Raw genomic sequence first — 24014 nt, 5'->3', positions numbered from 1 at the left:
CCACTCTCAGGCGCGCTTGGCGCGACGTTCAGCAATAAATGCCACCAGGAAAACGGCGCCAATCAGGTCAAAGAAACCCATGGCGATAAACAGCGGGTTGAAGCCAATTTTATCGGCGGTCACCCCGATCAATAACGAGAACAGGAAGCTGGCGATCCATGCCGCGGATCCGCGCATGCCGTTGACTGTCGCCATTTGCCCCTTGTCGAAAGATTCCACCACCAGCGCGCTGAGCATGCAGGAGATGATCTGGTGCCCGAAGCCGCCAATGGAGATCAGGACGATAGTGATATAGGGATCGCGGGTGATGGCGACGAGGGCCAGCGAGATCATCAGAAACGCGCCGGTCACTGAGCTGGCGATGACTGAGTTGACTCGCGTACAACCGAACCAGCGAACGTACAGGCGGGTGAGGTAGCCGCTAACCACGCTGCCAAGGTCGGCGGCGAGGAACGGCAGCCAGGCAAACATCGCTATCTGCTTCAGATCCATCCCGTGCTCTTTCGCCAGGTACAGCGGCACCCAGAAGCTCAGCACCGCCCAGGCGGGCTCGGCCATAAAGGCGGGGATGGCGATCCCGTAGAAACGTTTGTTCTTTGAGACGGTTTTTAGCGCGGTCAAAAAGGGCAGCTTCACCGGCGGGGCTTCGTTATCCTGCTTGATGTACTCCAGCTCGCTTTTGCTGAGGTTCGGGTGCTTTTCCGGGTTCTGATAGAAAGCCCACCACAGCACCACCCACAGCAGCGCCAGCGCGCCGGTAAACATAAACGCACCCTGCCAGCCGAAGGAGGCGTGGGCGAAGTAGATGATTGGCGGGGCCAGCATCGCGCCGATAGAGAAGCCGACACCAGCCCAGCCGGCGGCGATCGGTCGCTCGGATTTCGGGAACCACTCGCCGATGGTTTTGGCGTTGGCCGGCGTGGCGGCCGCTTCAGCGCCGCCCATAAAGAAGCGCAACATAGCCAGGTGCAGCCAGCTGCCGGCGCCGGCATGGGCGATACAAGCCAGCGCCCACAGGGTAGCGCAGATCATAAACCCGAGCTTCAGGCCGATGACGTCGATAAGCCAACCACAGAGCGGCTGGAAAATCGTGTAAGCCAGCTGAAACGCGCCGACGATCCAGGAATATTGTTCGGTGGTAATGCCGAGGGTCGCTTTCAGTTCCGGGGCGATAATCCCCAGCGAGTTGCGTGTGATGTAGTTGACGGTGACGCCAAGTAAAAACAGGACCAGCACCCACCAGCGCAGGTTTTTTACCACCCGGCGCGTTTTGCTGACCGCGATATCATTGTTGAGGCCTTGACTCATAGCACACTCCACAAGACGTTTGTAGGGGGAAAGTGACGGCCTCTTTCCGTGAGTGGTCACATATTTTTTTTAACTATTTGAATAGTCTAATATTTATCTCAACATCATTGGTATGACTAGTATGGGAGGTGTTGGACCAATTCAGGCTAAGGGAGAAAAATCGTCGGGCATAGCGCTATTTATGCAATTTTTTTCATGAAATGACGAAGATCTCATATTTCGCTGTGATATTTGCTTGCGTGAGGGGCTTTGGCGATTATGAAAATCCTTTCATTTTCCAATCGGAGCTGGATCACAAAATGGATAAAAAGCTGCGCGTTGCCGAAATTGCCGCCCGCACCGGGCTGTCGGCCAGCACGGTTTCACGCGTCCTGGCCGGGAAAGCGAATACCAGCGACAAGGCGCGCCGGGCGGTGCTGGACTGCGCCCGCGAGCTGGGGGTCATGCAAGGGCTGGCCGCCGGGCGTCTGCTGCTCAATAATCTGCTGGTTTTTGCCCCGCAGCGCGCCTTCGATGAACGGTCGGATATCTTCTACTACCGCGTGATCCAGAGCATCAATAACGCGCTGGCGGCGCATGAAGTGCGCCTGCGCTACTGTGCGCTGGACGAGAACGACAGCGACGCCAATCTGTTTCTTGCCAGCATGAACGAAGCGGAGACCCAGGCCGCGGTGCTGCTGGGGATTGACGATCCGCATATTCATGGCCTGGCGGCGGATCTGGGCAAACCCTGCATATTAATCAACTGTCGGGATGAAGGGATGCGGCTGCCGTCTATTGCCCCCGACCATCGTCTGATTGGCCAGTGCGCGGCGCGCTATCTGTTTGATATGGGTCACCGGGCGGTGATGAATGTCATGTGCCTGCGCCGCTACACCATGGAGCTACGGCTGGGAGGGATCCAGGAGGCATGGCGCGCGCGCAATCTACGCTTTACCGCCAGCCGGGATCTCATCAGCGTCGCCAACTTTAGCGCCAGAGAGACGGAAGAGCAGGTCGGGGTCTGGCTCGACGCTTTACAGGGGCGCCCGATGCCCACCGCCTTCCTGGTGGGTGGCGATTTTATGGCCGCCGGCACCGTCAGCGCCCTGCAAAAACGAGGCCTGCGGGTGCCGCAGGATGTCTCGGTAATGAGTATCGACGGGTTTAATCTGGCGGCGATCCAGGAGGTGCCGCTGACCGCCGTGCATGTGCCGCGAGATGAGCTGGGCAGCGAGGCGGTGCATCTGCTACAGCAGCGCCTGCTGCGCCCGGAGGCGCCGCACGGCTCGCTACTGCTGCACGGCACGCTGGTGGTACGCGATTCTGTACGGCGGATCCGGCCGGGCAAGAGCCATACCGCCGTCGAGCCGCAGGGGCTGTATGATGATTAAACCGGGATACCCAGCGCCCGTTTCCCGTGGATATTCAGATCCTCAAGGGTGAAGCGCCCCTGCCAGCTGGCTTCATAGTCCTCGCGCGGGAAATCACCCGGCGAGGCGCCTTTTTCCAGAGCAATTTTCACTTTCTGCGCGTAGGCGAGGTTTTTCTCGCACATCGGCGCGGCCGGGATGTACATCACGTTGCCCCAGCCCTGTTGATTTTCCACCGGCGCCACTGAGTGAATAACATCGCAGTGCCACCAGACGGAGTCCCCGGCATTCAGCGCCGGAATCGAGCTTAACGCTTTAATTAAGAGCGGGTGCCACTGCTCAGAGATCGGCAGCACTCTGCCCGGCGCGACGCCGCACAGTTCATCTTCCGGCACATCGTCAAGCAGGGGGCGCAGCAGCACATAAGCCATCGCCTCGGGGATCGGCACCACGTGCAGCAGCCCCTGACCCGGGATCATGTCCGACAGCGCGGTCCAGCCCTGGAAGGTGCGGAACACCGAGCATTTGGTGGTGTTGTCGACGGTGTACTCTTCCACTTCGGTACGGTGCGCCGCGTCCCACGGATCGTAGGCGTCGATATTGCCATTAAAAACGTTGGCGAAAACCTGCTGATAGGCGGGAAGCAGCCAGCGCTCCAGCGCCCCGGAATCGGTATGCGCCCCCAGCCCCTTTGACGTGGTTCCCGGCGGACGACGACGAATGCGGTCAGGATAAATCACGCTGACATCCGGATCGAACCAGCGCTTGCCATTCTGCTCAAAGCGCCACAGGCGGTTGAGGAAGGATTGCACTGCTGCCATTTCATCGCTCTGGCGAGCCTGCATCTGTGAGGGCGACCAGTAGATCGGATAGATTTCCGGGCGCGAGGCCTCCAGCGAACCGAAGAAGCTGTCGCCAGGCCCTTTGTATACGTCATCGAAATGGTTCAGATCGAGGTATTCCAGCATGGCGTTATCCCAGGCCAGCGCCTGTTCACGCGGGTAGTGGCCTTTGATGACCGCGCAGCCCCGGCGCTTAATCGCCGCGCGCTGCGCATCGCTCACGTTACCCTGGGCGATATCGCTGAACGGGATCGTCGGCCAGACCTCCTGGCCTGCGGCTTTCAGGGCCTCAATCTCTTCCAGGCGCTCTGTGATGCGTGCCGAGAGTTTATCGAATACTGCCTGGACATCGCCGATTTGCGCCCGTAAGGCCTGTTTCATCTGGCGAATTGCCGCTTTGTGGTCGGCAGGTAATGTTTCGTGGGTCGGGAGAGCAGCCATAATAACCTCGCTGTATCTTTCATTCGAAAGTATTAAATCTTACAAACGTTAATTTAAGTTAAAATGGAGTTAATGCAAGTTTAAAATCTTGCTGCGGCGCACAAAATGGAAAAGCCGGGGCGCGCTGCCCCGACGAAAGGTCAATCGTTGAAGGGGGCGGTGTTATCGAGGACGGCCTGAATGACGTTCAGCGCGCCGTCATGGTTGTTATCGTCAGTGGCGTAGCCAGCGATGGCTTTGATGCTGTCAGCAGCGTTGCCCATGGCAAAGGCGTATTTCACCAGCTTCAGCATTTCGGCGTCGTTGCCGCTGTCGCCGATGGCCACGCACTGCTGCGGCGAAAGGTTCCAGCGTTTGAGCAGGCGGCTGATGCCGTTGGCTTTATGCAGGCCGGGGATGATCAAATCGACAAAACCAAAGCCGCTGGTGACCGGCTTCATGATCCCGTCGAGCGACACGTGCAGCTTATCGATCAACTGTGGGATCTCGCTGTCCGGCAGGTTGAGGGAGAATTTAAACAGTGTATCGTCGATGCGATGGTAATCACTTATCCGCTGCAGGCGGTGGTAGTGCTTTGACATCAGGTCGACGAAGGCGTCCGGGGCTTTATCGCTCACATACGCGCTCTGCAGGCCGCAGGCGACAAAGTTCAGCTGCGGATCGTTAAGTAATTCCCCGATCACCACCTGTGATTCGTGGCGGGTCAGTTCGCCGTGGAACAGCTGTTTACCATGCTCAAAGACCAGCGCGCCGTTTTCGGCGACGAACGAAATTTGCTCGCGGATTTCCGGAAAAAATGAGATCAGCTGATAGTACTGGTTGCCGCTGGCGACAACAAATTCAATACCTTGCTGTTTGAGCTGCGCAAACTGCGCGAGGAAACGCGGGCGGTCGTACTGCTTGGCGTCATTGAGAAAAGTTCCGTCCATATCGGTGACGATAACTTTAACGGTCATAAAGGGATGCTCCTGGCTTAACTTCGACCAGTAACATTCTAATTACAATGTGATGGGGAGCACAAATTTATTTCGAATGAAAGTTCACTCAGCGCAGAAAATGCCGGGTGGCAACGTTGCCTTACCCGGCCTGCGGAACAGGGTAGGCCCGCTAAGCATAGCGCCAGCGGGCACGAAGGGTTACAGCGTATGTTCGGTTCGGGCGATGATATCGTCCTGGGTATCTGGCGACAGCGCGGTGAAGAATGCCGAGTATCCGGCGACGCGGACCACCAAATCGCGGTACTGGTCAGGGTGTTTCTTCGCCTCCAGCAGCGTGTCGCGTGACACGATGTTGTACTGGATATGCCAGCCTTTGTGCACCTCGAAGAAGGTGCGCAGCAGCACCATCAGCTTCTGCTTGTCGGACTCGTTCTCCAGCGTGGACGGATTCAGCTTCTGGTTAAGCAGCACGCCGCCGAGGATCGCCCCGGTGGGGAGTTTGCCCACCGAACTGATGACCGCTGTCGGCCCCAGATGGTCGGTACCGGAGGCCGGGCTGGCCCCCTCCGCCAGTGGAGTGTGCGCTTTACGGCCATCCGGGGTCGCCATGGTCTGGGCGCCGAACGGAACGTTGGCGGAGATAGAGGACGTGCCGGCGTAATAGTTGCCGCCGATTGGGCCGCGGCCATAACGCGGGTTGTGATACTGCTTCAGCTCGTCGATATAGGTCTGGTAGGCCCGCGCCAGCAACTCGTCGACGCTGTCATCATCGTTACCGTACTTCGGCGCGCCGTTGATCAACCGCTGGCGCAGCTGCTCGTGGGTCAGACCGTCGAAATCTTCCGCCAGCGCCTTCGCCAGTTCCTGCTGGCCGATGGCGCCCTGATCGAAGACCAGTTTTTTCACCGCCGCCAGGCTGTTGCCGAGGTTGGCGATGCCTACCTGCAGGCCGGAAACCCAGTCATACTTGGCGCCGCCTTGCTTGATGCTCTTCGCCCGTTCAATACAGTCATCCACCAGCGCCGAACAGAGAATATCGTGGACGTTCTCCTCCAGCATGGTATCGACCACATACTCAATCTCAATGGATTTACGGGTGTAGTAGCGGATCTGGTTATCCCAGTCGGCCAGCACCTGGTCGAAATTAGCGAAGTTGCCTTTCGACAGGGCATGCTCCTGGGGCAGGAATACCTGACCGCTGGTGGCATCGCGGCCGCCTTCCAGCGTCGCCAGCATCACCCGCGCGAAGTTGATAAAGCTCATGCCGGTGCAGCGATAGCCCCATTTGCCGCCGACCGCGGTTTCGATGCAGCCGATGGCGGCGTAATCGTAGGCGTCCTGTGGCTCGATGCCGAGTTTGATAAATTCCGGGATGACGATTTCGTCGTTATTAAACGCCGGCATGCCGAAGCCGCAGCGGATCACCTGGACGCAGGCGTCGAGGAAGTCGTTGCTCATCCCGGCATGGTAACGCACGCTGAGGTTCGGCTGGGTAGAGCGCAGACGACCACAGGATTCCAGGATGGCATACGACAGCGGGTTGACGGCATCTTGCGGCTGGCCGTCGACCAGGTTCTGGCCGCCAATGGTGACGTTCTGGTACAGCGGGCTGCCGGCAGAGGCCTTGGAGTGCGAGCCGGAGCGAATTTTGTTGACCTCCAGCAGCTTCAGCCAGCAGCTGTGCAGCAGCTCAATGGCCTGTTCGCGATCCAGCGATTGCTGCAGTTCAACGTCGCGGCGGTAGTACGGATAGAGGTACTGGTCCATACGGCCAAAGGAGACCGAGTGGCCATTGGATTCAATCTGCAGGATCAACTGAATGAAGTAGCACAGCTGCAGTGCCTGCCAGAAGGTTTTCGGCGGCTCATGGGCGATGATGTCGCAGTTTTCGGCAATCGTCAGCAGCTCGTGGCGGCGTGATTCGCGGGATTCTGCTGTCGCCATCTCGCGCGCCAGTGCGGCGAAGCGTTTGCTGTGGTCGCTGACCGCTTCCAGAACGATATCAATCGCTTTCAGGAACTGTTCGCCATGCAGGTCTTCCAGTACCGTCAGGTTAATGCGCGACCGGCGTTCAGCAACCTTGGCGCGCATGCCGTCGAGGCCTTTTTCCAGCAGTAACGGGAAGTTAACCGCCAGGTGGGCGTCACCGGAAGTCATGTTGCCTTCCGCCTTGATAATACCGGTGGCGAGGAGCGCCTTCTGCTCATCGGTAAACATACCGTAGCAGCGGTCCTGTACGGTCTGCCCGCGCCACCATGGGCACACTTCATGCAGCACGCGTTTGTTCTCTTCGCTGACCGAGAAGCCGGCGCCGGGGCGGTCGGCGAGATCGTCGATCTCTTTCTCAATCCAGCTGACGGTGTATTCCGGGAAAATCGGCGCAGCGCGCACTTCGCTGGCCTGGTTGCCGACGATCAGCTCATCGTGCTTGATCCAGATGGTGCGCTCGGCAAGGTGATGCGCCAGTGCCAGGGCACGACGCACCGGGATGGGTTTATCAAGATGCTGCTGATACATCTCGGTGTAGTGGCGGGCGCGCTCGGTACAGACCGGCGGCTTAACGATATGCACCAGCGCCATTTTATGGGCCTGGATGCGGGCGCTGAGGGTGTTGAGTTTCAGGGTCGTCATAGGGTTATCCTCGTAAGATCGCCGTTAGCCCCTTGCTCCGCGCATAATCTTGCGCAAAGGTGAGCAGCTCAGGAGCATCCAGCGGTTTGTCCGGTGCGGTGTAGGGCTGACTGAGTAACTGGTATTTGTTCATTCCCAGCGTGTGGTACGGCAGGAAATGGATTTCGCTGACCTGCAGGCGGTCGGCGGCAAAATCGGTGATCGCGGCAATGTCGGTTTCGCTGGCGTTGAATCCCTGGATCAGCGGCACGCGAATAATCATTTTTTTCCCTGCCTGCGCCAGACGCTGCAGGTTATCCAGCACCCGGCGGGCGCTGCCGTCGGTCCACTGCTGGAACACAGCTTCGTCGACATGCTTGAGGTCGGCGAGAAACAGGTCAACAAAGGGCAGGGAGGGAGCAATGTATTTCCACGGCACGTGCAGGCAGGTTTCCACGGCGGTGTGAATACCAGCCTGATGGCTGGCTTCGAAAAGCGCCTGCGCCAGCGTCGGGTTCATAAAGGGTTCGCCGCCGGAAAGGGTGATGCCGCCGCCGCTGCGATCGTAGAACGGTTTATCACGCAGCACCGTCGCCATGATCGCTTCGACGTTTTTCTCCTCGCCGCAGACCGTTAGGGCGGTGGTGGGGCAGCAGTCACGCAGCGCAGTAATATGCTTGTCGTTAACGTTTTGCCGATTAATGATCAAACCATCGAGGGTACGGGTGATAACCTCCGGCGCCGCCTGCTGGCACAAATCGCAGCCGGCCAGGCACAGCCGCGAGTCATACAGCAGATCTTCGCTGCGGGCGCGGCTTTCCGGGTTCTGGCACCAGCGGCAGCCCAGCGAGCAGCCTTTCAGGAAGACGACGGTACGGATCCCTGGGCCGTCATGGGTGGAATAGCGCTGGATGTTGAAGATCATGGCTTATCCTCTTGTTTGCGTATGAATATAAAAACACTTTCGAATGAAAGTTGTATTGACGCAAATCAATAAGCGGGATGGGGATAAGCCCCTGGGGGTAAAATAACGAGAGAGGTCACAAAACCACCGACGACCCTCGTCGCCGGTGTGGGGGTTTAGTGCGAACCGCATACCTCGCACTGCGGATGACGCATCAGCTTCATTTCACGAAACTGGCAGGTCATGGCGTCGTACATCACGATTTTTCCGCTGGCAGGGGTGCCGTAGCCGGTCAGCAGTTTAATGGCCTCCATCGCCTGCAGCGAACCGATAGTGCCCACCAGCGGGGCCATTACCCCGGCTTCGACGCAGGTGAGGGCATTTTCGCCGAACAGACGGCTCAGGCAGCGGTAGCAGGGTTCGCCATCCTGATACGTGAAGACGCTGATTTGCCCCTCCATGCGGATCGCCGCCCCGGAGACCAGCGGGGTGGTGTGCTGGAAACAGCCGGCGTTGAGCTGGTTACGAATGGTGACGTTGTCGGTGCAGTCCAGCACCAGATCGTGATCGGCAATCTGCCCCGCCAGCGCGGTCTCATCCAGCAAGGCATTGAGCGTAACCAGCCGGACGTGCGGGTTAATCCGCGCCAGCGCCTCGCGGGCAGAATCCACCTTCGGCTGGCCGAGGGTGGCGTCGCTGTGCAGCGTCTGGCGTTGCAGGTTGGACAACGAGACGGTGTCGAAATCGAGCAGGGTGAGCTGACCCACTCCGGCGGCGGCCAGATACTGCGCGGCGGCGCAGCCGAGCCCGCCGAGGCCGACCACCAGCACGCGAGCGGCTTTTAACCGCTCCTGGCCGTCAAAATCAAAACCGCGCAAGACGATCTGCCGGTTATAGCGCAGCATCTCTTCATCGCTCAGCTCAACGGTCATTACCGCCCTCCAAACAGGTGACTGAACGGTTCGACCTCGACCCATTCGCCTGCTTCAACGTGGCCGCGCTCACGCTCCAGCACGATAAAGCAGTCGCCGAGGCTGAAGGAACTAAAAATGTGCGAGCCCTGATGGCCGGTGGTGGTCACCACCAGCTCGCCGTCGGGGTTGCGCTGCAGAATACCGCGCTGAAAATCGAGACGACCCGGGGACTTTTTCAGTCGCGTGGCGGCGCGTACCCGCAGGCGGGGTGGCTGAAGCGGGCCGTGCTTGCCCGAGAGTTTCGCCAGCAGCGGCTGCACCAGCTGACAGAAGGTGACGGTGGCGGAAACCGGGTTACCCGGCAGGCCGCAGAACCAGCTGCTGCTGAGTTTGCCGAAGGCGAAGGGTTTCCCCGGCTTGATCGCCAGCTTCCAGAAGCCGATTTCGCCCAGCTCTTCAAGAATGGTTTTGGTGTAGTCGGCTTCGCCCACCGAGACGCCACCGGAGCTGATGACCACGTCAGCCTGCTGGTCGGCGGCGATAAACGCGTCACGCAGCTTCGCCGGGTCGTCAGGAATAATGCCGAGGTTAATGACCTCGTAGCCCAGCTGCTGCAGCATCAGGTGCACCGCCAGGCGGTTGGTATCGTAAATCTGGCCGTCGCCGAGCGGTTGACCCGGCAGCTGCAGCTCATCGCCGGTTGAGAAGACCGCGACGCGGACCTTGCGCACCACCTCGACCTCGGCAATGCCCAGCGAGGCCAGCACCGGCAGCTCGGCCACCGTCAGCGGCGTCCCCGCCGGGAAGACCACCGCGCCGTGGGCGATATCTTCTCCACGGCGGCGAATATGCTGCCCGGCTTTGACTGGCGCGGTAAAGCGCACGCCGGCGTCGGTCTGTTCGGTCTCTTCCTGCATCACCACCGCATCGCAGTCTGCAGGCACCGGCGCGCCGGTCATGATGCGGATACAGGTACCCGCCGGCCAGGTCTCGTTAAACGGTTGGCCGGCAAAGGCCTTACCGGCGACCGGCAGCGCCGCGCCGTCGCGAAGATCGCTTAGCCGGACGGCATAGCCATCCATCGCCGCGTTATCAAAGCCGGGGACATCCAGCGGGGAGACGATGTCATGGGCGGTCACGCGCGAGAAGGCCTGCAACAGCGGTACAGTTTCCGTCGCGCTCAGCGGCGTAATACGATCGAGCATCTGGGTGAGGGCTGTGTCGAGCGGCATCAGTCCGGCGGTAAAATCCATGGGTCACTCCTGCGGGCAAAACAGCGAAAACGCCTATTATGGCAGAAAAGCGGCGCGGGCTGTATGCCACCTGGGTACGAGGCTTTACATCGCCCGCCGCTCTTTCTATATTCAAAAATTGTATAAGACATTCAGCAATATAATGATATCAATACCCTATTCCTGACGTGACCGGCGCCGCGACGCTGCGCAACAGGGCGGGGCTATCCACTTCATCGTTAAGGACTGGCGAAATGGGCAAAGCGGTTATAGCAATTCACGGCGGCGCAGGGGCGATTTCCCGCGCGCAGATGACGCCGGAACGGGAGCGGGAGTATGTGGCGGCGCTGTCGGCAATCGTCGAAAGCGGGCAGAAAATGTTGGCCGCGGGCGCCAGTGCGCTGGATACCGTGACTGAAGCCGTCCGTCTGCTGGAAGAGTGCCCGCTGTTTAACGCCGGGATGGGCTCAGTATTTACCCACGATCAAACCCATGAACTGGACGCCTGCGTGATGGATGGCTATAGCCTGCAGGCGGGCGCGGTGGCTGGGGTCAAACATTTGCGTAATCCGGTGCTGGCGGCGCGTCTGGTACTGGAGGAGAGCCCGCACGTGCTGCTGATTGGCGAGGGCGCGGAAAATTTCGCCTTCTCCCGGGGGATGGAACGCGTCGAAAACGATCTCTTCTCCACGCCCGAGCGCCTGCTGCAGCTGCAGGAGGCGAAAGCGGGCGGGGAGATTATCCTCGACCACCACGCCGCCCCGCTCGATGAACGCCAGAAAATGGGCACCGTCGGCGCGGTGGCGCTCGACCTGGCTGGCAATCTGGCGGCGGCGACCTCCACCGGCGGCATGACCAACAAGCTGCCTGGACGCGTCGGCGACAGCCCGCTGCCGGGCGCGGGATGCTATGCCAACAATGCCAGCGTGGCGGTCTCCTGCACCGGCACCGGCGAAGTCTTTATGCGCACTCTGGCGGCCTACGATATCGCCGCCTTAATGGAGTATGGTCAGCTGAGTCTCTACACTGCCTGCGAGCGGGTGGTGATGGAAAAACTGCCCGCTCTCGGCGGTAGCGGCGGGCTGATTGCCGTCGATCGCGAAGGTAACGTCGTTTTACCGTTTAACAGTGAAGGCATGTACCGCGCCTGGTGCTATGCCGGCGATACGCCGACCATTGGCATTTATCGCGAATAGAAGAAGGGAGAGGGAGATTGTCGCAAACTCACGAAACCGATACCTGCGAAGTGCTGGTAGTGCGCAACCTGAACGTGGCCTTTCGCCAACAGGGTGCGCCAGAGGTGCAGGCCGTGCGTCAGCTTTCCTTCAGCCTGCATCGCGGCGAGACGCTGGCGATAGTGGGGGAATCCGGTTCGGGAAAATCGGTGACCGCGCTGGCGCTGATGCGTTTGCTTGACGCCGCCAGCAGCGAAGTGAGCAGCGAGGGGCTGTGGCTGCGGCGGCGTAACCGGCAGGTGATCGCGCTCAATGAGCAAACGGACGCCGAGATGCGCCGGGTGCGCGGCGCGGATCTGGCCATGATTTTTCAGGAGCCGATGACCTCGCTGAATCCGGTTTTTACCATCGGCGAACAAATTGCCGAATCCCTGCGCCTGCACCAGGGGCTGGGACGCGAAGAGGCGCTGCGCGCGGCGAAAAAGATGCTCGACCAGGTGCGTATTCCCCAGGCGGAAGAGATGCTCTCACGCTATCCGCACCAGCTCTCCGGCGGCATGCGCCAGCGGGTGATGATCGCCATGGCGCTCTCCTGTCGGCCGGCGGTGTTGATAGCCGATGAGCCGACCACGGCGCTGGATGTCACCATCCAGGCGCAAATTTTGCAACTCATTGCCGTCCTGCAAAAGGAGATGGCGATGGGGGTGATCTTTATCACCCACGATATGGGCGTCGTGGCCGATATCGCCGATCGGGTGCTGGTGATGTATCGCGGTGAGGCGGTAGAGACCGGCAGCGTTGAGGAGATCTTTCGTTCGCCGCAGCATCCTTATACTCAGTCGCTGCTGGCGGCGGTCCCGCGGCTGGGGGAGATGCGGGGTCAGGATCTGCCGCGCCGTTTTTCGCTTCCCGGTCAGCCGCAGGCGGAGACAGAAACGCCAGACACGGTGGCGGCGGGGGAGCCTATCCTGCAGGTGCGCGACCTGGTGGCCCGTTTTCCGGTGCGCGGCGGGCTGCTCAATCGCGTGACGCGCGAAGTGCATGCGGTGGAGAAGGTCAGTTTTGATCTCTGGCCGGGAGAAACTCTGTCGCTGGTGGGCGAGTCCGGCTGCGGCAAGTCGACCACCGGCCGGGCGCTGTTGAGACTGGTAGAGACCCAGGGAGGCACCATTACCTTCGACGGCCAACGGATTGATACGCTCTCCGGCAGCAAGCTGCAGTCCCTGCGCCGCAATATTCAGTTTATTTTTCAGGATCCTTACGCTTCGCTTGACCCGCGTCAGACGGTCGGTGACTCGATTATGGAACCGCTGCGGGTGCATGGCCTGCTGCACGGGGAAGCAGCCCGTGAGCGGGTTTCCTGGCTGCTGAAGCGCGTGGGGCTTCAGCCGGAGCATGCCTGGCGCTACCCTCATGCCTTTTCCGGCGGCCAACGGCAGCGGATCTGCATTGCCCGCGCGCTGGCGCTGAATCCGAAGGTGGTGATAGCCGATGAGTCGGTGTCGGCCCTGGATGTCTCCATTCGGGCGCAGATTATCAATCTGATGCTCGATCTTCAGCGCGAGATGGGCATCGCGTTTCTGTTTATTTCCCATGATATGGCGGTGGTGGAGCGCATCAGCCACCGCGTGGCGGTGATGTACCGCGGTCGCATTGTCGAAATAGGCCCGCGCCGCGCGGTGTTTGAAAACCCGCAGCACCCCTATACCCGTAAGCTAATGGCCGCCGTACCGGTGGCCGACCCGGCCTACCGTCATCCGCAGCGGGTCCTGCTGTCTGATGACGTCCCGGGCAATATCTATAAGCGGGGCGAGGAGATCGCCAGCGTGCCATTGCAGCAGGTTGGGCCGGGCCACTTTGTCGCCCGCGAGTCCGCCGATGTGCTGGGCAGAGCATAACAACACATAACGCACTTTTTCAGGAGAACACGATGACACAACCTGTTTCACGCAAATGGTGGCTGGCGCTGAGTATCGCGGCGGCCCTGGCGAGCGCCCCCGCCTTTGCCGCCAAAGATGTGGTAGTGGCGGTCGGGTCTAACTTTACGACGCTCGATCCCTATGATGCCAACGATACGCTGTCGCAGGCGGTGGCGAAGTCCTTTTATCAAGGCCTGTTCGGCCTTGATAAAGAGATGAAGCTGCAAAATGTTCTTGCCGAGAGCTATACCGTGTCACCGGACGGCCTGGTGTACACCATCAAGCTGCACAGCGGGGTGAAATTCCAGGATGGCACCGACTTTAACGCCGAGGCGGTCAAGGCTAACCTTGATCGCGCGAGTAACCCGGATAACCATCTCAAGCGCTATAACCTGTATAAAAATATCGCCAGCACCGAGGCGGTCGATCCGACCACGGTCAAAATTACCCTGAAGCAACCCTTCTCGGCGTTTATTAACATTCTCGCCCATCCGGCAACGGCGATGATTTCGCCGGCGGCGCTGAAAAAATATGGCAAGGATATTGGCTTCCATCCGGTGGGTACCGGGCCGTATAAGCTCGACACCTGGAACCAGACAGATTTCGTGAAGGTCAGCAAGTTCGATGGTTACTGGCAGCCGGGCCTGCCGAAGCTGGACTCCATCACCTGGCGTCCGGTAGTGGATAACAACACCCGGGCGGCGATGCTGCAGACCGGCGAAGCGCAGTTTGCTTTCCCGATCCCTTACGAACAGGCGCCGCTGCTGGCAAAAAACAGCAAACTGGAGCTGGTGGCCAGCCCGTCGATCATGCAGCGCTACATCAGCATGAACGTGACGCAGAAGCCGTTCGAAAATCCGAAGGTGCGTGAAGCCATCAACTATGCGATTAACCGTCAGGCACTGGTCAAGGTGGCGTTTGCCGGATACGCCACCCCGGCGACCGGGGTGGTGCCGCCGTCGATTGCCTACGCCCAGACTTACACCGCCTGGCCCTACGATCCGGCGAAAGCTCGCCAGTTGCTGAAAGAGGCTGGCTACCCTAACGGCTTCAGCACCACGCTGTGGTCATCACATAATCACAGTACCGCGCAGAAAGTGCTGCAGTTCACCCAGCAGCAGCTGGCGCAGGTGGGGATTAAGGCGCAGGTGACGGCGATGGACGCTGGTCAGCGGGCGGCGGAAGTGGAAGGTAAAGGGCAGAAAGAGAGCGGGGTACGGATGTTCTATACCGGCTGGTCCGCCTCCACCGGTGAAGCCGACTGGGCGCTGTCGCCGCTGTTCGCCTCGCAAAACTGGCCGCCGACGCTGTTTAATACCGCGTTTTACAGCAACCCGCAGGTGGATAACGCGCTGAGCGAGGCGCTGAAAACCACCGACCCGCAAGAGAAAACCAAACTCTATAAAGAGGCGCAGGATATTATCTGGAAAGAGTCGCCGTGGGTACCGCTGGTGGTCGAGAAACTGGTCTCCGCCCACAGCAAGAACCTCACCGGTTTCTATATCCAGCCGGATACTGGCTTTAGTTTTGAACAGGCAGATTTAACACCGTGAAGGATGGGATGATGCCCTCCGGCGCCAGCGCGCGGGGGGCGGTTTTTCCGCGGGGCGGGTTGCGGAGGTATGATGCTCAACTATGTGATTAAGCGCCTGCTGGGGCTGATCCCCACCCTGCTTATCGTCGCAGTACTGGTGTTTTTGTTCGTCCATATGCTGCCCGGTGACCCGGCGCGGCTGATTGCCGGACCGGAGGCCGATGCCCAGGTGGTGGCGATGGTGCGCCAGCAACTGGGGCTTGACCAGCCGCTGCATGTCCAGTTCTGGCACTACATCACCAACGTACTGCGCGGCGATTTTGGCATTTCCATGGCCTCGCGGCGTCCCGTTTCCAGTGAAATAGCCAGCCGCTTTATGCCCACGCTGTGGCTGACGCTGGCCAGCATGAGCTGGGCGGTATTGTTTGGGATGGCGGCGGGGATCGCGGCGGCAGTGTGGCGCAATCGCTGGCCTGACCGTCTGGGAATGGCGTTGGCGGTGAGCGGCATTTCGTTTCCGGCTTTTGCTCTCGGCATGCTGCTGATGCAGGTGTTTTCGGTTGAGCTGGGCTGGCTGCCGACGGTGGGGGCCGACAGCTGGCGGCACTATATTTTGCCGTCGTTGACCCTTGGCGCGGCGGTGGCGGCGGTCATGGCACGCTTTACCCGCGCGTCGTTCGTCGATGTGTTGCATGAAGATTACATGCGTACCGCGCGGGCGAAAGGGGTGAGCGAAACGTGGGTGGTGCTCAAGCATGGCCTGCGCAACGCGATGATCCCGGTGGTGACCATGATGGGGCTGCAGTTCGGTTTTCTGCTCGGTGGGTCGATCGTCGTGGAAAAGGTGTTTAACTGGCCGGGGCTTGGGCGCCTGTTGGTCGATTCGGTAGAGATGCGCGATTACCCGGTGATTCAGGCGGAAGTCCTGCTCTTTTCGCTGGAGTTTATTCTTATCAATTTAGTGGTGGATGTGCTGTACGCGGCCATTAACCCGGCTATCAGGTATAAGTAAGGTGCGATTGCTCAACTGGAGAAGGCAGGCGGCGCTGAACGCCATGCCGGGTATCAGACCCGGCGAGATCCATACCCCATGGCATGAGTTCTGGCGGCGCTTTCGTCGCCAGCCGGTGGCGATGGGCGCCGGTATTTTCGTGCTGTTGCTGATTGCGGTAGCCATCGTCGCCCCATGGATAGCGCCGTACGATGCGGAAAATTATTTCGACTATGACCGGCTTAACGAGGGGCCCTCGCTGGTGCACTGGTTCGGTGTCGACTCGCTGGGACGCGATATTTTCAGCCGGGTGCTGGTCGGGGCGCAGATCTCGCTGGCTGCCGGGGTACTGGCGGTGCTGATTGGCGCGGCCATCGGCACGGTGCTTGGGCTGCTGGCCGGCTACTATGAGGGCTGGTGGGACCGGCTCATTATGCGACTTTGCGACGTGCTATTCGCCTTTCCGGGGATCCTGCTGGCGATTGCGGTGGTCGCCGTCATGGGCAGCGGGATGGCCAACGTGATCATCGCCGTGGCGATCTTCTCGATCCCGGCGTTTGCTCGTCTGGTGCGCGGTAATACGCTGGTGTTAAAGCAGCAGACCTTTATTGAATCGGCGCGCAGCATCGGCGCCAGCGACGCCACCATTCTGTTCAACCACATCCTGCCGGGGACGGTGTCATCGATCGTGGTTTATTTCACGATGCGTATTGGGGTGTCGATTATTTCCGCCGCCAGCCTGTCGTTTCTCGGCCTCGGCGCGCAGCCGCCCACTCCGGAGTGGGGCGCGATGCTCAACGAGGCGCGGGCGGATATGGTGATGTCCCCGCACGTGGCGCTGTTTCCGGCGGTGGCGATTTTTGTGACCGTGCTGGCGTTTAATCTGCTGGGAGATGGCCTGCGCGATGCGCTGGATCCGAAGTTAAAGGGATAGGGTGAGGGGAAGCACTGCAGTGTGGTTGTTTATGTTATCTGTGGCTTCAGCGTAGTTTGCGCTCCCGGTTAATCTTCTGCGTTATGTCTCTCATAGCGCAGGGAGCGCACAGGGGGGCGGCCAGTCGCCGCCGCCCCCCTGTACCCCCGGGCTCCGGCCAGCACCGGCAGTTTCAGCAACAATGGTGAATAAATTAACGACAGGTCGCACGAACTGTAGGCCGGGTAAGGCGTTAGCCGCCACCCGGCATAAAAGCAGCTCCGCGCCCGCTGTCCTTGCTGGGCTTGGGGGGCGCCTACGGGAGAACCCCGTATGGCGCTATCTGGTAAGCAGAATTAGACCCGGGTACCCCACAGGTCGTATTCGTCGGCATGCTCAACTTTCACCCGTACCACGTCGCCCGGCTTAACGCGGGTTTCGCCGTTCAGGTAGACCGCACCGTCGATTTCAGGGGCATCGGCCATGCTGCGGCCAATGGCGCCTTCTTCGTCAACTTCATCCACCAGTACCATGATTTCGCGGCCCACTTTCTCCTGCAGACGCTCGGCAGAGATCTGCTGCTGCAGCTGCATAAAGCGGTTCCAGCGCTCTTCTTTCACTTCTTCCGGTACCTGATCCGCCAGTTCGTTGGCGGTGGCGCCTTCTACCGGGCTGTATTTGAAGCAGCCGACGCGGTCGAGACGCGCCTCTTTCAGGAAGTCGAGCAGCATCTGGAAATCTTCTTCCGTTTCGCCCGGGAAGCCCACGATAAAGGTAGAGCGCAGGGTCAGATCCGGGCAAATTTCACGCCACTGCTTAATGCGCGCCAGCTGGCGGTCTGCAGAGCCAGGACGCTTCATCAGCTTCAGAATACGCGGGCTGGCGTGCTGCAGCGGAATGTCGAGATACGGCAGGATCTTGCCTTCCGCCATCAGCGGGATCACATCGTCGACGTGCGGGTACGGGTAGACATAGTGCAGGCGAACCCAGATGCCGAGCTTCGCCAGCTCTTCGCACAGGCTGACCATGCTGGTCTTCACCGGCATGCCGTTGTGGAAACCGGTACGGTGCTTGACGTCGACGCCGTAGGCGGAGGTGTCCTGAGAAATCACCAGCAGCTCTTTCACACCGGCGTCAGCGAGGCGTTTGGCTTCCGCCAGCACTTCGCCAATCGGACGGCTCACCAGATCGCCACGCATGGACGGGATGATGCAGAAGGTACAGCGATGGTTGCAGCCTTCAGAAATTTTTAAGTAGGCGTAGTGGCGCGGGGTCAGCTTAACACCCTGTTCCGGCACCAGGCTGAGGAACGGGTTGTGCTTCGGCTTCGGCGAGTAGTGGTGGACGTGCTCCAGCACCTGCTCATAACTGTGCGGACCGGTGATCTCCAGCACCTTCGGGTGAACTTCGCGGATCTGATCCTCTTTCGCGCCGAGGCAGCCGGTGACGATCACCTTGCCGTTCTCTTTCAACGCTTCGCCGATCGCTTCCAGCGATTCCTGCACAGCGCTATCGATAAAGCCGCAGGTGTTAACGATGACCATATCGGCGTTGTCGTAGGTGGGGACGACGTCATAACCTTCGGTGCGCAGTTCGGTCAGGATACGCTCTGAGTCCACGAGATTTTTCGGGCAGCCCAGGGAGACGAAGCCGATTTTCGGCTGGTGCGTGACATTGCTCATAGCTTAAAAAGTGTTCAATTATTGGAATGGTCAGGGCAGGAATTCTACAGATCTTTGCGAAAAAGAGTATAGCTCCATCGCGGTTAATGGTGAAAAAGCGCTCGGGTGAAGGGCGCGTGAGCTTCAGCGCCGGGTCAAAACCGCCATTCCTGATAAAAACGCCCGTCATTTACGTTGTAATCTACAAGTTGATAACAATTTCTTTACTAAATACCTCGGTGACCGCGAGGAGAAGAGGCAAGGAAATGACACCAACAAGCGCACCGGTGGCGATTGCCACCCTGCCATTCAGTAATCTGGAGATCCCCCCGCAGCCGCCGCAGATCCAACACTCCCTTGAGCAGGGGAATGTGCTCTATCTGCCGCAGCTGGCGTTTTCATTAACCGCCACGGAGCAGGCGTTGCTGACCCCTGAGCTGGTCGCGCCGCGGCGCAAGAATATCAGCTATCAACCTGACACCCGAACGCTCAGAGGCGTGGCGGATAAGCAGAAAACCGCCGCCGTCGCCCGGCTGATGGCGCGTTACCACCAGATGTCGCTGCAGCTGATTGACGCGTTATTGCCAGGCTATGGCGAGGCGCTGCACCATCCGCAAACCAGTCTGCGTTTGCATCCCATTGCCGACTGGCGTGAAACGACCTCCTGGCGCAAAGACGATTCGCGCCTGCACGTGGATGCTTTCCCGTCGCGCCCGGTCAATGGTGACCGTATTCTGCGCATCTTTTGCAATATTCACCCTGGCGGCGAACCGCGAACCTGGCGGACGGGGGAGCATTTCGATACCCTCGCGGCGCGCTTTCTGCCGCAGCTGAAACCCTGGTCGCCGCCAGGCGCCTGGCTGCTGGCAGCGCTGGGGATCACCAAAAGTCGGCGCAGCCATTACGATCATCTGATGTTGGCCCTGCACGATGCGATGAAAAGCACCCCTGAGTACCAACAACAGGGGGTGCAGCAGGAGATCGACTTTGCCGCCGGCAGCACCTGGATCTGCTTTTCCGATCAGACCCCGCACGCCGCAATGCGCGGCCAGTATCTGCTTGAGCAAACCTTTCTGTTGCCAGTGAAGGCGATGAGTCACCCGCAGCTCTCGCCGCTGCGGGTGCTGGAAACGCTCCTGCAAAAGCCGTTAGTCGCGCGCAACGTGTAGCGCCCGGCGTGGCTACCGGGCAAAGACTTATTGCGCCGGCGTGACGGCCCCGGAAGGCCTGGCGCTGGGCTTTTTCGGCTCGCGCTTATCCTTCAGGGTGAAAATGGAGATCAGCGTAAAGAGCCCGGCGATACCGCCGAGGATCAGATAGGTGTCGGCGAAGCCAATGGTATCGTACAGGTAGCCTGCCAGCGGGGAGTAGATGGCGGTGGCGATCGAGGCGACAAATAGCACCAGCAAATAGACCGTCGAAGAGAGTTTGTGGTCGAAGTTGGCGGCGATGAATTTAAAGACCGATACCAGAATTAATGGTTTCTCCAGGGCATGCATCATTTTCACCGCGCCAATCCACACCGGACCGAGGGGGATGGCTGACCCGACAATGCGTACCGACATGATCAACCCGGCGATGATCAGCGCCCATTTGGCGCCGGTCCGGTTAACAAACCACGGCATCAGGCATAAGAACAGGGTTTCACCGCAGACCTGAACGGATGCGAGGATACCGTACCAGCGGTTGCCTTCCTCCGGCGTCGGGAACTGCAGCGAGAAATACTGGGCAAACTGCTGATCGTAGGTGTCATAAATCTGCGTGACGAACAGGGTAAAGAGCAGCAGCATCCAGAACTGACCATTCTTCGCCAGCTCGAGGGCATGGGAGACCTTCAGCGATTCGCTTCGCGCCACATCAGCGTCGGTTAATTCAATTTTGGTCAGCATAAAGCAGATGGCGGCGATGACGATGGCGAGGCTGGCGAGCCAGAAGGCCAGATTAGGATTGCTGTCGATATATTTACCCACAATCCAGGCCGCCGCTGCCCAGCCTAACGAGCCCCACATCCGTACCCGACCGTATTCGAACTGGTAGCGGCGTGAAATCTTATCGATGTAAGAGTCGATCACCCCGCAGCCGGAGTTAAAGATGATCCCCAGATAGATCCCCCCCAGCAGGGCGCCAAACCAAAAGTTGTGCACCAGCAGCGGCGCGTAAACGTAGATAAAGAAGGGCCCCACCGGCAGGAGCAGGGCGACCAGTAGCCAGATAAGCCGCTTTTTCAGGCCGAATTTGTCGGAGATAAAGCCGAAGAAAGGCTGCATCAGCAGGGCAATAAAGGCGTTGACCGAGTACAGCAGGCCAGTCTTCGTGGCGCTGATGCCAAGATGCTGGGTGGTCCAGATGACGAAGAAAGCCATGGTCGACGACCAGGCGAACAGGTAGAGGAAATCAAAAAGACTCAACAGGAGGTAGTTTCTTTTACCGGGCGTCATGTTTCAGTTCCTTGCAAACAGGCAGAGAGATTATCAGCGATCCGCGGGCCGCGGTCGCTGTTTTTATTAAATGTTATACGTATCGCATTAATGATTTGTTATGGCATCATGGCTGACGATTGTGCAATAGCGCCTGTAATATATTGTGATCATTGCAGCACTATTTTCGCCTTTTAATGACAGTAATTGCGATTTGATTTCTTTCTGAAATTAATTGTGATCGTATAACATTGTCTTTGTTATATACCTTACAAAGCGGTAAGGTTGTCACATTGTAAAGGGTATTAAAGGCTTGGAAATAATTGACCTGGCGCATCATTTTGCACAAAAAATAACCGTATTATGAGAAGGGTAAAGGACGACAGAGGAGGAACTGTGATGACCGTTGACAGACAATATCGCCACCTTTTGCAGAAGCTCATCAATGCCAATATCGATATTGATGCCTATCTGCAGCTGCGAAAGGCCAAAGGCTACATGTCAGTCAGCGAAAATGACCATCTGCGTGATAACTTGTTTGAGCTGTGCTGTGAAATGCGTGCGCAGGCCCCGCGCCTGCAGAATGTCATTTCACCGGAGGAGAAGGAGGCCCTTCGCCTGGCTGGCGAGTCCATCGCCGCCGCTGCAGTATGCCTGATGAGCGGGCATCATGATTGCCCACTGTACATTGCGGTTAACGTAGAGAAGCTAGAACGCTGTCTGACAGGATTGACTTCAAATATTCATAAATTGAATGAATTGGCGCCAATCACCCATGCCTGATCGGCTGAAACCCAGGGGAAGTAGACGCTTCCCCTGTTAAAGGTTATGTAAAAATCCCCGCGCAACTTTCCCCGCTGGCTACCCTTTAGCGCAGAGCTGACTAAAGGAGAATGCTATGCGTCCGATCCCGCTGCTGTTGATATTGAGCGCCTTAGCGCTGCCGGCGTTAAGCCAGGCCGCGGTGCGGGTGGAGGTATTGCAAAACCGGCTGGCCCATCCGTGGGGTCTGGCGTTTCTCCCCGACGATCAGGGCATGTTGATTACCCTGCGCGGCGGCGAGCTCAAGCGCTGGCAGCCAGGTAAAGGACTGTCGGCGCCGATATCCGGCGTGCCGCAGGTGTGGGCCAACGGCCAGGGCGGCTTACTGGATGTAGCGCTGGCGCCGGATTTTGCGCAGTCGCGACGGGTATGGCTGAGCTATGCGGAAAGCGACGCCAGTGGCAAAGCGGGCACCGCGGTAGGCTACGGGCGGTTAAGCGAGGATGCCACCCAACTGACGAACTTTACCGTGGTGTTTCGCCAGCAGCCGAAACTCTCCGTTGGCAATCATTTCGGTGGCCGGCTGGTGTTCGACGGCAAAGGGTATCTGTTTATCGGTCTGGGAGAGAACAATCAGCGCGCCACCGCCCAGGATCTCAGCAAGCTGCAGGGGAAAGTGGTTCGCCTGACGGACGCGGGGGACGTTCCGCCGGATAACCCCTTTGTCGGCCGGGCTGACGCCAGGCCGGAGATCTGGGCCTACGGTATTCGCAATCCGCAGGGCATGGCGATGAACCCATGGAGTGACGCGCTGTGGCTCAATGAGCACGGCCCACGCGGCGGGGATGAAATTAACATCCCACAGGCGGGGAAAAACTACGGCTGGCCGCTGGCGACGCACGGCATTAACTACAGCGGCCTGCCGATCCCGGAGGCCAAGGGCAAGACGGCCCCGGGTACCGAACCCCCGCTGTATGTCTGGCCGGTCTCCCCCGGGGTGAGTGGGATGGCCTTTTACTCGGCGCAGACTTTTCCCCAGTGGCAGCACAAGCTGTTTATCGGCGCGCTGAAGGAGACGTCGCTTATCGTCTTATCGGTGGACGGTAATCAGGTCCGCGAGGAGGGGAGATTGCTGGAGGCGCGCGGGAAGCGTATCCGCGACGTCCGCGTGGGACCCGACGGCTATCTGTACGTATTAACCGACGAGTCTAACGGTGAACTGTTGCGTTTGAGCCCGGAGGGTTAACCTCAGGTGACCGGGATCTTCACGACCTCGTGCCAGGCGGGGCGCTGGCTAATCTGTTGATACCAGCGCTGCAGATGGGGCCGCGGTTGCCAGGTATCGAGGATCTCCAGCAGATTGTAGACAAAGGGGGCAACGGCAATATCGCCAAGGCCGAAGTGCTCGCCAGAGAGCCATGGCGTTTTCGCCAGTTCGTCATCAAGCATGGCAAACAGCGATTCACAGGCGCTGATCCCCGCGGCGATGGCCGCCGGGTCGCGCTGCTCCGGCGGCGTCCTGACCAGACCCATTAACACCGGGCGATGGGCGGGAGAGAGCGTCCCGTTGGACCAGTCCATCCACTTTTCCCCTTGCGCGCGCTGCGCCGGCGTGGCCAGCCACAGGCGATCGACGCCGTACTGCGCGGCAAGGTAGCGAATAATGGTATTTGATTCCCACAACACCACCCCGGTGGCATCGTCTTTTAACAGCGGCACCAGCCCGTTCGGGTTCATCGCCAGATATTCCGGGTCATGATTGAGACCAAACTCCAGCCCGGCGAGGATCTGCTCATAAGGAAGATCCAACTCCTCCAGCACCCAGCGTACTTTCTTCACGTTGGTCGAGTTATTACGTCCCCACAGTGTAATCATTTTCGCTCCTGAGTTTGTTTCACTGCCGTTGCAGCGCGATCGGCGATCATGTTGGGATAAAGTTAATATTTAGGCAATCACGATCAAAAAAGTTGTTCTGATTAAAGCACAGCGGCACGTTATTGCGTAAACTTTAAAAACTTTACCAACTCGCTGTTTCTTTAAGGTCATTTGTACGCTTTACTCACCGGTTGCTGCGGCGCGGTCAGAGTGGTGCGGCATATTT

At 59.1% G+C, this 24014-nt stretch carries 19 protein-coding genes; 9 read left to right on the top strand and 10 right to left on the bottom strand.

What is annotated here, in order from left to right; translation table 11 throughout:
- Positions 1–6 precede the first annotated feature (6 nt).
- Positions 7–1308 (bottom strand): MFS transporter, encoded by a 1302-nt coding sequence (locus CWM57_RS13240; protein ID WP_100631676.1) that lies wholly within the window; start codon positions 1306–1308, stop codon positions 7–9.
- 299 nt (positions 1309–1607) lie between these two features.
- Between CWM57_RS13240 and CWM57_RS13235 the strand changes: the two genes are divergently transcribed.
- On the top strand, positions 1608–2681 hold the full coding sequence (locus CWM57_RS13235) for a LacI family DNA-binding transcriptional regulator (protein WP_100676017.1): 1074 nt from the start codon (positions 1608–1610) through the stop codon (positions 2679–2681).
- On the opposite strand, the gene CWM57_RS13230 is transcribed toward CWM57_RS13235, so the two are convergent.
- The 6 genes from CWM57_RS13230 to moeA form a co-directional block, all read right to left on the bottom strand.
- Positions 2678–3943, bottom strand: coding sequence for a DUF1479 domain-containing protein (locus tag CWM57_RS13230; RefSeq protein WP_100676016.1), 1266 nt, complete (start codon positions 3941–3943; stop codon positions 2678–2680). The genes CWM57_RS13235 and CWM57_RS13230 overlap by 4 nt on opposite strands.
- Positions 3944–4083: 140 nt before the next feature.
- Positions 4084–4899, bottom strand: coding sequence for a Cof-type HAD-IIB family hydrolase (locus tag CWM57_RS13225; protein ID WP_100676015.1), 816 nt, complete (start codon positions 4897–4899; stop codon positions 4084–4086).
- Between the two features lie 180 nt (positions 4900–5079).
- Positions 5080–7512, bottom strand: a complete 2433-nt coding sequence (locus tag CWM57_RS13220; protein ID WP_008805792.1) for a formate C-acetyltransferase/glycerol dehydratase family glycyl radical enzyme — start codon at positions 7510–7512, stop codon at positions 5080–5082.
- Between the two features lie 4 nt (positions 7513–7516).
- On the bottom strand, positions 7517–8416 hold the full coding sequence (locus tag CWM57_RS13215) for a glycyl-radical enzyme activating protein (RefSeq protein WP_074386456.1): 900 nt from the start codon (positions 8414–8416) through the stop codon (positions 7517–7519).
- A 155-nt stretch (positions 8417–8571) separates the two neighbouring features.
- Entirely contained in the window at positions 8572–9327 is a 756-nt protein-coding gene (gene moeB, locus CWM57_RS13210; RefSeq protein ID WP_100676014.1) for a molybdopterin-synthase adenylyltransferase MoeB, read from the bottom strand.
- Positions 9327–10562, bottom strand: a complete 1236-nt coding sequence (moeA, locus tag CWM57_RS13205; protein WP_074386455.1) for a molybdopterin molybdotransferase MoeA — start codon at positions 10560–10562, stop codon at positions 9327–9329. The genes moeB and moeA overlap by 1 nt, the downstream gene beginning before the upstream one ends.
- A gap of 233 nt (positions 10563–10795) precedes the next feature.
- On the opposite strand from moeA, the gene iaaA reads away from it, so the two are divergent.
- From iaaA to gsiD, 5 genes are all read left to right on the top strand, one after another.
- Positions 10796–11737 carry a beta-aspartyl-peptidase gene (iaaA, locus tag CWM57_RS13200; protein WP_074386454.1) on the top strand — a complete coding sequence of 314 codons (942 nt, stop codon included), beginning with the start codon at positions 10796–10798 and terminating at the stop codon, positions 11735–11737.
- A 17-nt stretch (positions 11738–11754) separates the two neighbouring features.
- The gene (gene gsiA, locus CWM57_RS13195; RefSeq protein WP_074386453.1) at positions 11755–13614 is read left to right on the top strand and encodes a glutathione ABC transporter ATP-binding protein GsiA; all 1860 of its coding nucleotides are present in this window, start codon (positions 11755–11757) and stop codon (positions 13612–13614) included.
- A 32-nt stretch (positions 13615–13646) separates the two neighbouring features.
- Positions 13647–15188, top strand: coding sequence for a glutathione ABC transporter substrate-binding protein GsiB (gsiB, locus tag CWM57_RS13190; protein WP_074386452.1), 1542 nt, complete (start codon positions 13647–13649; stop codon positions 15186–15188).
- Positions 15189–15260: 72 nt separating this feature from the next.
- Positions 15261–16181 carry a glutathione ABC transporter permease GsiC gene (gsiC, locus tag CWM57_RS13185; protein WP_008805798.1) on the top strand — a complete coding sequence of 307 codons (921 nt, stop codon included), beginning with the start codon at positions 15261–15263 and terminating at the stop codon, positions 16179–16181.
- 1 nt (position 16182) lies between these two features.
- Positions 16183–17094: a glutathione ABC transporter permease GsiD gene (gene gsiD, locus CWM57_RS13180; RefSeq protein WP_004147729.1), complete on the top strand. Its 912-nt coding sequence runs from the start codon at positions 16183–16185 to the stop codon at positions 17092–17094.
- Between the two features lie 335 nt (positions 17095–17429).
- Here the strand turns inward: gsiD and rimO are convergent, their stop codons facing one another.
- Positions 17430–18755, bottom strand: a complete 1326-nt coding sequence (rimO, locus tag CWM57_RS13170) for a 30S ribosomal protein S12 methylthiotransferase RimO (RefSeq protein WP_061155225.1) — start codon at positions 18753–18755, stop codon at positions 17430–17432.
- 245 nt (positions 18756–19000) lie between these two features.
- Here rimO and CWM57_RS13165 point away from each other — a divergent pair, with 245 nt between their 5' ends.
- A complete protein-coding gene (locus CWM57_RS13165; RefSeq protein WP_074386450.1) occupies positions 19001–19903 on the top strand; it encodes a Kdo hydroxylase family protein in 903 nt (300 codons plus the stop codon).
- 27 nt (positions 19904–19930) lie between these two features.
- On the opposite strand, the gene CWM57_RS13160 is transcribed toward CWM57_RS13165, so the two are convergent.
- Complete coding sequence (locus tag CWM57_RS13160; protein WP_061155223.1) at positions 19931–21172, bottom strand: oligosaccharide MFS transporter; 1242 nt, start codon at positions 21170–21172, stop codon at positions 19931–19933.
- Positions 21173–21550: 378 nt separating this feature from the next.
- On the opposite strand from CWM57_RS13160, the gene bssR reads away from it, so the two are divergent.
- On the top strand, positions 21551–21934 hold the full coding sequence (gene bssR / locus CWM57_RS13155; RefSeq protein ID WP_100631669.1) for a biofilm formation regulator BssR: 384 nt from the start codon (positions 21551–21553) through the stop codon (positions 21932–21934).
- Positions 21935–22049: 115 nt separating this feature from the next.
- Positions 22050–23159, top strand: a complete 1110-nt coding sequence (locus tag CWM57_RS13150) for a PQQ-dependent sugar dehydrogenase (RefSeq protein WP_100631668.1) — start codon at positions 22050–22052, stop codon at positions 23157–23159.
- 2 nt (positions 23160–23161) lie between these two features.
- Here the strand turns inward: CWM57_RS13150 and CWM57_RS13145 are convergent, their stop codons facing one another.
- Positions 23162–23788, bottom strand: coding sequence for a glutathione S-transferase family protein (locus CWM57_RS13145; RefSeq protein WP_100631667.1), 627 nt, complete (start codon positions 23786–23788; stop codon positions 23162–23164).
- Positions 23789–24014 lie beyond the last annotated feature (226 nt).

It is taken from the genome of Klebsiella sp. G-Nf4 (genome assembly GCF_002810615.1).
GTDB classification, from domain to species: domain Bacteria; phylum Pseudomonadota; class Gammaproteobacteria; order Enterobacterales; family Enterobacteriaceae; genus Klebsiella; species Klebsiella variicola.
The sequence above is the reverse complement of the archived record's forward strand: the minus strand, read 5'-3'. Positions and strand labels throughout refer to the sequence as shown.

Excerpts from the sequence above, each read along its gene's own strand:
- CWM57_RS13240 (WP_100631676.1), bottom strand. The coding sequence starts at position 1,308 with ATGAGTCAAGGCCTCAACAATGATATCGCGGTCAGCAAAACGCGCCGG.
- CWM57_RS13235 (WP_100676017.1), top strand. The coding sequence starts at position 1,608 with ATGGATAAAAAGCTGCGCGTTGCCGAAATTGCCGCCCGCACCGGGCTG.
- CWM57_RS13230 (WP_100676016.1), bottom strand. The coding sequence starts at position 3,943 with ATGGCTGCTCTCCCGACCCACGAAACATTACCTGCCGACCACAAAGCG.
- CWM57_RS13225 (WP_100676015.1), bottom strand. The coding sequence starts at position 4,899 with ATGACCGTTAAAGTTATCGTCACCGATATGGACGGAACTTTTCTCAAT.
- CWM57_RS13220 (WP_008805792.1), bottom strand. The coding sequence starts at position 7,512 with ATGACGACCCTGAAACTCAACACCCTCAGCGCCCGCATCCAGGCCCAT.
- CWM57_RS13215 (WP_074386456.1), bottom strand. The coding sequence starts at position 8,416 with ATGATCTTCAACATCCAGCGCTATTCCACCCATGACGGCCCAGGGATC.
- moeB (WP_100676014.1), bottom strand. The coding sequence starts at position 9,327 with ATGACCGTTGAGCTGAGCGATGAAGAGATGCTGCGCTATAACCGGCAG.
- moeA (WP_074386455.1), bottom strand. The coding sequence starts at position 10,562 with ATGGATTTTACCGCCGGACTGATGCCGCTCGACACAGCCCTCACCCAG.
- iaaA (WP_074386454.1), top strand. The coding sequence starts at position 10,796 with ATGGGCAAAGCGGTTATAGCAATTCACGGCGGCGCAGGGGCGATTTCC.
- gsiB (WP_074386452.1), top strand. The coding sequence starts at position 13,647 with ATGACACAACCTGTTTCACGCAAATGGTGGCTGGCGCTGAGTATCGCG.
- gsiC (WP_008805798.1), top strand. The coding sequence starts at position 15,261 with ATGCTCAACTATGTGATTAAGCGCCTGCTGGGGCTGATCCCCACCCTG.
- rimO (WP_061155225.1), bottom strand. The coding sequence starts at position 18,755 with ATGAGCAATGTCACGCACCAGCCGAAAATCGGCTTCGTCTCCCTGGGC.
- CWM57_RS13165 (WP_074386450.1), top strand. The coding sequence starts at position 19,001 with ATGACACCAACAAGCGCACCGGTGGCGATTGCCACCCTGCCATTCAGT.
- CWM57_RS13160 (WP_061155223.1), bottom strand. The coding sequence starts at position 21,172 with ATGACGCCCGGTAAAAGAAACTACCTCCTGTTGAGTCTTTTTGATTTC.
- bssR (WP_100631669.1), top strand. The coding sequence starts at position 21,551 with ATGACCGTTGACAGACAATATCGCCACCTTTTGCAGAAGCTCATCAAT.
- CWM57_RS13150 (WP_100631668.1), top strand. The coding sequence starts at position 22,050 with ATGCGTCCGATCCCGCTGCTGTTGATATTGAGCGCCTTAGCGCTGCCG.
- CWM57_RS13145 (WP_100631667.1), bottom strand. The coding sequence starts at position 23,788 with ATGATTACACTGTGGGGACGTAATAACTCGACCAACGTGAAGAAAGTA.